Source organism: Oscillibacter sp. CU971, assembly GCF_905219725.1.
GTDB lineage: Bacteria > Bacillota > Clostridia > Oscillospirales > Oscillospiraceae > Oscillibacter.
On sequence record NZ_CAJMXG010000171.1, the window covers coordinates 1 to 6600 of the forward strand.

Annotated in this window: 7 protein-coding genes and 1 other RNA gene; 3 read left to right on the forward strand and 5 right to left on the reverse strand. The window is 63.4% G+C overall.

Translation table 11 applies throughout. The features are described 5' to 3' along the window. The 5 genes from JX325_RS11345 to JX325_RS11365 all read right to left on the reverse strand — a co-directional run. Positions 1-679, reverse strand: a 679-nt coding sequence (locus JX325_RS11345) for a DNA polymerase III subunit delta' (protein ID WP_204791235.1), incomplete at its 3' end; no start/stop codon positions are given. Between the two features lie 106 nt (positions 680-785). Then, positions 786-1796: an asparaginase gene (locus JX325_RS11350; RefSeq protein WP_204791236.1), complete on the reverse strand. Its 1011-nt coding sequence runs from the start codon at positions 1794-1796 to the stop codon at positions 786-788. 234 nt (positions 1797-2030) lie between these two features. Next, complete coding sequence (locus JX325_RS11355; RefSeq protein ID WP_204791237.1) at positions 2031-2234, reverse strand: sulfurtransferase TusA family protein; 204 nt, start codon at positions 2232-2234, stop codon at positions 2031-2033. After that, on the reverse strand, positions 2234-3337 hold the full coding sequence (gene yedE, locus JX325_RS11360) for a YedE family putative selenium transporter (RefSeq protein ID WP_204791238.1): 1104 nt from the start codon (positions 3335-3337) through the stop codon (positions 2234-2236). The genes JX325_RS11355 and yedE overlap by 1 nt, the downstream gene beginning before the upstream one ends. 61 nt (positions 3338-3398) lie before the next feature. Continuing rightward, positions 3399-3635: a DUF3343 domain-containing protein gene (locus JX325_RS11365; protein WP_204791239.1), complete on the reverse strand. Its 237-nt coding sequence runs from the start codon at positions 3633-3635 to the stop codon at positions 3399-3401. Positions 3636-4062: 427 nt separating this feature from the next. Between JX325_RS11365 and gap the strand changes: the two genes are divergently transcribed. The 3 genes from gap (at position 4063) to dnaX (ending at position 6573) form a co-directional block, all read left to right on the forward strand. After that, positions 4063-5076, forward strand: a complete 1014-nt coding sequence (gene gap / locus JX325_RS11370) for a type I glyceraldehyde-3-phosphate dehydrogenase (protein ID WP_204791240.1) — start codon at positions 4063-4065, stop codon at positions 5074-5076. Between the two features lie 130 nt (positions 5077-5206). Beyond that, positions 5207-5306: signal recognition particle sRNA small type (gene ffs / locus JX325_RS11375), an RNA gene on the forward strand. A 112-nt stretch (positions 5307-5418) separates the two neighbouring features. Then, a complete protein-coding gene (gene dnaX, locus JX325_RS11380; protein WP_243414055.1) occupies positions 5419-6573 on the forward strand; it encodes a DNA polymerase III subunit gamma/tau in 1155 nt (384 codons plus the stop codon). Positions 6574-6600: the final 27 nt, after the last annotated feature.

Below are 6600 nucleotides of genomic sequence, written 5' to 3' on the forward strand. Positions count from 1 at the left end.
CGCCGTAGGTCAGGACCAGGGCCTGGGAGAGCAGGGCCTCGCTCCGCTCCAGCAGGGCGCTCAAATTCTCCCGGCTCAGCTTCTTTTTCTCCAGCCGGACCGCCAGCTCCGCGGCGCTTCCCCGCTTGCGCCTCAGCAGGCAGCGGCATAGGGCCTCGCCCTCCCCGTCCTCCTCCCGGCCCTGCGGGGCCTTGGGCTGGAGCTTCAGCTCCACGCAGCGGGATCGCAGGGTCTGGAGCACCGCCGCCGGATTCTCCGCGCAAAAGACGAAAGCGGCATAGGGCGGCCCCTCCTCCACCAGCTTGAGAAGGACGTTCTGGTCCTGCTCCGTCAAGAGGGCGCAGTCCGGGAAAAGGTAGACCTTCCGCTCCCCCTCGTTGGGGCGGATGTAGGCGTCCCTGCGGACCTCCCGGACCACGTCCACGGCGATGAATTTGTGCTCCTCGTCCCGGACGGCAGACACGTCGGGGTGGATATCCTCCCGGACCTTCCGGCAGGCGNGGCACACGCCGCAGGGGCGGTCCTGTTCCGGCCCCACGCACTGAAAGGCGGAGGCGGCGAACCGGGCCGCGGCCAGCCGGTCCCCCGGCCCGGTGAAGAGCAGGGCGTGGGAGAGGGCTCCCCGGGCCGCGGCGGCGCGAATGCGGGAGAAAACGGGGTCGGGGTTTGCTGGGGCCATGGCGGGACTCCTTTCTCCCCGGCGGGGCTGTGCGTTTTAATAAGAAGATTGTATCACAGGCCGTCCAAAAAGGAAAGCGGGGATTTTTTCGTTTCCAGGAAGCTCCTCACTCCACCGGCCAGAGGATGTCCCGGGCCACCGGCGTGTAGAAGAGGCGCTCCACCTCTCTGCGCTCCCGGGTCTGGCCCAGAATCCACATCAGCTTGGCCGCCACGGCCTCGGTGGTCATGTCATAGGCCTCGAGCNCCCCCAGCTTGTTTTTCAGGGCATGTCCCACATGGTAGACTCCCACGTCGCTGCCCTCGTTCTCCACCTGGGTGGTGNTGACCAGGGTCTTCCCCGCCGCCAGGGCTTCGTCCACACAGTGGTAGAATCCCCCGGACTCAGGCAGGCCCCCCACGCCGAAGCTCTCGATGATCAGTCCGTCGTTTCGCTCCAGAAGGAAGTCCGCCGCCCCCCGGTCCATGCCGGGAAGGNGCTTTAACAGGGCNACCCGGGTGTTCAGCGTGTCATAGAACACGGGATAGGCTCCGCAGTCCTGGCGGATATAGCGCAGGAGCACCCCGTCCCGGAGGNTGCCGAGATAGGGGTAGTTGATGCTGGAAAAGGCCTGGAAGCTCTTGGACCGGGTCTTCCTGGCCCGGGTGCCGGGAATGACCTTCCCGTCGAAGACAATGGAGATCCCGGGAAGGTCCTCCGACGCGCAGCGGACCGCGTCCGTCAGGTTGGTCTTGGAGTCCGTGGAGTCGAAGCCGATGGGCCTCTGCGCGCCGGTGAGGACGATGGGCTTGGGGCTTCCCTGGATCAAATAGCTCAGGGCCGCCGCCGTGTAGGCCATGGTGTCCGTACCGTGGGTGAGGACAAAGCCGTCGTAACGGCCGTAGTGTTCCCGGAGGCACCNGGCCATTTGGAGCCAGTGGCCNNGGCCGATGTTGGTGCTGTCCAGGTTTAAAAGCTGGAGGCAGGCCACGGCGCAGATATCCGAAATGCCGGGAACGTGGCGCAGAAGCTGCTCCGTGGTCAGCTCCNGAGCCAGGCCTCCCTCCGTCACCTCCGAGGCGATGGTGCCGCCGGTTCCGATGAGGAGGACGCGCTTTTTGTCTTTCGTGTAAGGCATGGAGGGGACCTCCTTAAAAATTGGAACGCGAGGCGCGTTGCCAGATGAGATCGCCGCAGCGGGGGCGGAACCAGGAGGCGCACGCCAATCAGACAGGCAATCCGCGGCAGGGCATAGCTCTTCTTGCAGCCCATTTCCCCGCCTCCGATATGGTTTTACATTTTTATTATACCGCTTTTGATGCGCCCCCGTCAAGCGAGAAANGCGGCGCCNCGCCNGGCGCCGCCTTTTCCGCTATTTGCTCAGGATCAGCTTGAAATCCGTCCCCTGGGGCTCCGCCGTCACCTGGTAGCCCAGGGAACGGGCGCAGCGGGTGACGTTCTCCACCGCCACCTGGGCGTCCACCAGGACCTCCAGCCGGGCGGGCTTTTCCTTTTCCAGGGCCTTCCGGGTCATGACCACCGGAATGGGGCAGGACTGCCCTCTCGCGTCGACCATCACGCTTCCTCCTTTCCGGGAAGATGAAGCAGGCTCACTGCCAGCAGAACCGCGAAACCGATGACGACGGCGATCATGCCCGCCGTCCCAATGNCGCCCACCTGGTACACGCCGTCCGCCGCGCTGTCGGGATTCCCCGCCAGGCCGAAGTTGTGGGCGGCCGCCGCTCCCGCCACCATGCCCAGNACCGTCACGGCGGCGTCGCCGCTGCCCTCGCCCGCCAAAATCAGCTGCCGCAGAGGGCAGCCCCCCAGCAGGATGGAGCCCCAGCCCGCCAGGGCCATGCCCAGGAAAGACCAGAGGTGCTGGCTGTGGGCCACGGGCTGAGAGAGCATGGAGAGGTTATAATTCCCAAGAATGAGATTTCCCACGGTGACGGTGGCCCAAATCGCCAGGAAACCCGCCAGAAGGGTGAAATCCCGGAGCAAAAAGACATCCCGGAGCCCTCCCGCCATGCACAGGCGGCTCCTCTGGGCGAAAAAGCCCACCGCCAGCCCGGCGGCCAGGGAAATCAGCCAGAAGGCCCGCATGGACCCCGGCCCCTCCTCAGAGAACTTCAAAAGCCCCGGGGCCAGGAGAAGCAGGGCCAGCAGGCCCGCCATCACGGCGGGCAGAATCAGCCCCTCTCCCCGCTTCACCGGATAGGCCCGGCCCAGGGAAAAGCCCTTTTTCAAAAAGGCCACGCCCACCAAAATGCCCGCCAGAAAGCCCAGCAGGCCCGCCACGGCGGTCAGGTCCCCGCCGCCCAGGCGGATGACCATCCGCAGGGGGCAGCCCAGGAAGGCCNNCGCGCCAATCATCACAAACAGCCCCAGCACAAAGCGGCTGGCGGGGCAGGACCCCGCCCGGGCCTTGAACTCCCGGAAGGACAGGGCCGAGAGCATGGCCCCCAGGACGATGCCGGGAATCTCCGGGCGGAGATACTGAACCTTCCCCGCGCCGTGGAGGCCCAGGGCGCCGGCGATGTCCCGCTCAAAACAGGCGATGCAAAAGCCCATGTTCTTGGGGTTCCCGGCGGCGGTCAAGATCAGCGCCGCCGCGCCCACCACGCCCCCAGCCAGGATCATCAGGCCATAGCGGCGGGCAAAGGTGTTTTCTTTCATAAAGTTCCTCCTCAATCTGCTATTCTTTCTTTAGAATAACGCTTTTCGGAAAAAGGACCCATCAAAGGGTCAGCGCATGGAAGCCCGCTGCCTCGATGNCCGCCTCCCGGAAGCGGCGCTCCAGAATCTCCCGCAGCTCCGGCGGGGCGGACCAGGCCAGCCCGCAGTCGGAGGTAACGCTCCGGGGAACGGAGATCAGCTTTCCCTCCAGCCCCTCCCGGCGGCAGAGGCGCTCCGCGGCCATGGCTCCGGCAGTGGTGTGGAAGGACACTACACAGCGCGGAATCCGCCGTCGCATAAAAGGCCCTCCTCCTCGTTATTCTTTTATAAGAATAACATATCTTTCCTCCGGCGGCAAGTCTTTTTTCGAAAAGGTCAACCTATTTTTGCTTTTTCACACTTCAGCCAAATGCAGCCCTCTTTTTCGGTCGGAATCACCAAGTAATTTGCGCCTCTTCCCATCCGCGCCGCATAATCCCCGCTCCTTTGGGAATCCTTTTCCAGGGAAGCAATGCCAGTCGTTTCAAGCGGTTTGGAAAAGAGATGCTTTATTATCAAAAATTCACAACGGCCCTTTCAAATTGTTGTTTGAAATGATGATTGCCAAAAACTTCACGCTGTGATACTATTACTTCTGGAAAACACCCAAACAAATCGTTTACGCAATCGTTTATATGGCATTCCGGTACAATTTGTACCCAAAATTCGAAAGGAGTTCCTGTATTATGAAAGCGAAAATCGGCATCAATGGTTTTGGCCGCATCGGCCGCATCGTGTTCCGCGCCGCCCTGAAGCGCGACGACGTCGAGGTCGTCGGCCTGAACGACCCCTTCATGAACCCCGAGTATATGGCCTACATGCTGAAGTATGACAGCGTGCACGGCAAGTTCCCCGGCGAGGTCTCCTACACCGCCGACGCCCTGGTGGTGGACGGCAAGGAGTTCAAGGTCTTCACCGCCAAGGAAGTTTCCGACATTCCCTGGAGCACCGTCGGCGCGGAGTATATCTGCGAGTGCACCGGCCAGCACCTGGAAAAGAGCAAGTGCGAGGGCCACATCAAGGCCGGAGCCAAGCATGTCATCATGGGCGCCCCCTCCAAAGACGACACCCCGATGTTTGTCATGGGCGTGAACAATAAAAAGTACACCTCCGACATGACCTATGTCTCCAACGCCTCCTGCACCACCAACTGCCTGGCCCCCATCGCCAAGGTTCTGAATGAGAAGTTCGGCATCGTCGAGGGCCTGATGACCACCGTCCACTCCGTCACCCCCACCCAGAAGCTGCTGGACGGCGCTTCCATGAAGGACTGGCGGGGCGGCCGCGCGGCCACCGGCAACATCATCCCCTCCTCCACCGGCGCGGCCAAGGCCGTGGGCAAGGTCATCCCCGAGCTGAACGGCAAGCTGACCGGCATCTCCATGCGCGTTCCCACCCTGGACGTGTCCGTGGTGGACCTGACCGCCCGCCTGGAAAAGCCCGCCAGCTATGAGGACATCTGCAAGGCCATGAAGGAAGCCAGCGAGGGCGAGCTGAAGGGCATCCTCGGCTACACCGACGAGGACGTGGTTTCCAGCGACTTCCTGGGCTGCCCCCTCACCTCCATCTTCGACAAGAAGGCCGGCCTCAGCCTGACCGACAACTTTGTCAAGGTCGTCTCCTGGTACNACAACGAAACCGGCTACGCCAACAAGATGGTGGAGCTGATCGCCTATATGTTCTCTGTGGACAACAAGTAAGCCGAANCGATNAGTGTGGTCNCGCCGTTTTCAGAACGGCGGGACCTTTTTTGAAGATTGGAAATTTTTTTGTTGCCATTTGGGAAAGAATATAGTAGAATACAAAGGCAGTCCTCCGCAGGCAGCTGCGGAGCCGGTCTCGCGCAATGAAGCTCTGCGAACCATGTCAGGCGGGNAACCGAGCAGCATTAAGCGGAATGTTTCATGTGCCGCGAGGCAACCGGCTCCGCAGCTGCGTGTGGAGGATTTCCTTTTCTTTAGCCTTATACCAAGGCTTAGCGGTTTGAAGAACCGGCGGGNGGCTTGAGCGCCCCCGCTGNGAGGNAGGAGGGGACCAGGCCCGTGTATCAGGCCCTCTATCGAAAGTGGCGGNCCAAGGCCTTTGCCGACGTCATCGGCCAGGAACACATTACCGAGACTCTCCGCCGCCAGGTGGCCGAGGGGCGAACCTCCCATGCCTACCTCTTCACCGGCACCCGGGGCACCGGGAAAACCACCTGCGCCAAGATTCTCGCCAAGGCCGTGAACTGCGAGGCCCCCGTGGACGGAGACCCCTGCGGCAAGTGTCCCTCCTGCGTGGGCATCGACAGCGGCGGCTTCCTGGACGTTTTGGAGCTGGACGCCGCCTCCAACAACGGCGTGGACCAGGTCCGGGCCCTCCGGGACGAAGCGGTCTACTCCCCCGCCAACGTGAAAAAGCGGGTTTACATCGTGGACGAGGTTCACATGCTCTCCACCGCCGCCTTCAACGCGCTGCTGAAAATCCTGGAGGAGCCGCCGGAGCACNTGATGTTCATCCTGGCCACCACGGAGCTTCACAAGGTCCCCGCCACCATCCTCTCCCGCTGCCAGCGGTTCTCCTTCCGGCGCATCCGGCCGGAGGACGCGGCCCGGCGGCTGAGCTATGTGGCGGAACAGGAACNCNTCGACCTCCGGCCCGACGGGGCGGAGCTTTNAAGCCGCCTGGCGGACGGTGCCCTGCGGGACGGGCTGAGCCTTTTGGACCAGTGCGCCGCCGCCGGAGGGACCATTGACGCCGCCGCGGTGCTGGACGTGCTGGGGCTGGCGGGAAACCTCCAGACCGCCCGGCTGATGGAATTGATTTTGAGCCGGGACGCCCAGGAGGCCCTCCTCCTGCTGGACGAGCTCTACAAGGGCGGCAAGGACATGGGGGCGGTGCTCTCGGAGCTGTCCACCCTCACAAGGGATCTGCTCCTCCAAAAGACCGCCCCCAAGGGCGGCGCGGCCCTGCTCTCCGGCGGCTACGACGCCGCCGCCCTGGACCGCCTGGGAAAAGGCGTGCCCGCCGGGCGCTTCCTGCACCGGGCCTCCACCCTGCAAAAGGCCTCGGCGGAGCTGTACGCCAGCGCCAACCGCCGCTTGGATGCGGAGCTGTGCCTTCTGCGCCTGTGCGACGAAAGCCTTTCCGGGGACCTGACGGCCCTAGAGGCCCGGATCGCCCGGCTGGAGGACAATCAAGCCGCCCGGGCGGCTTGATTGTCCTCCAGTCGGGCGATCCGGGCC

Bases quoted from the DNA above. Each gene is read 5' to 3' on its own strand.
- JX325_RS11355 (WP_204791237.1), bottom strand. From the start codon at position 2,234: ATGGTCGACGCGAGAGGGCAGTCCTGCCCCATTCCGGTGGTCATGACC.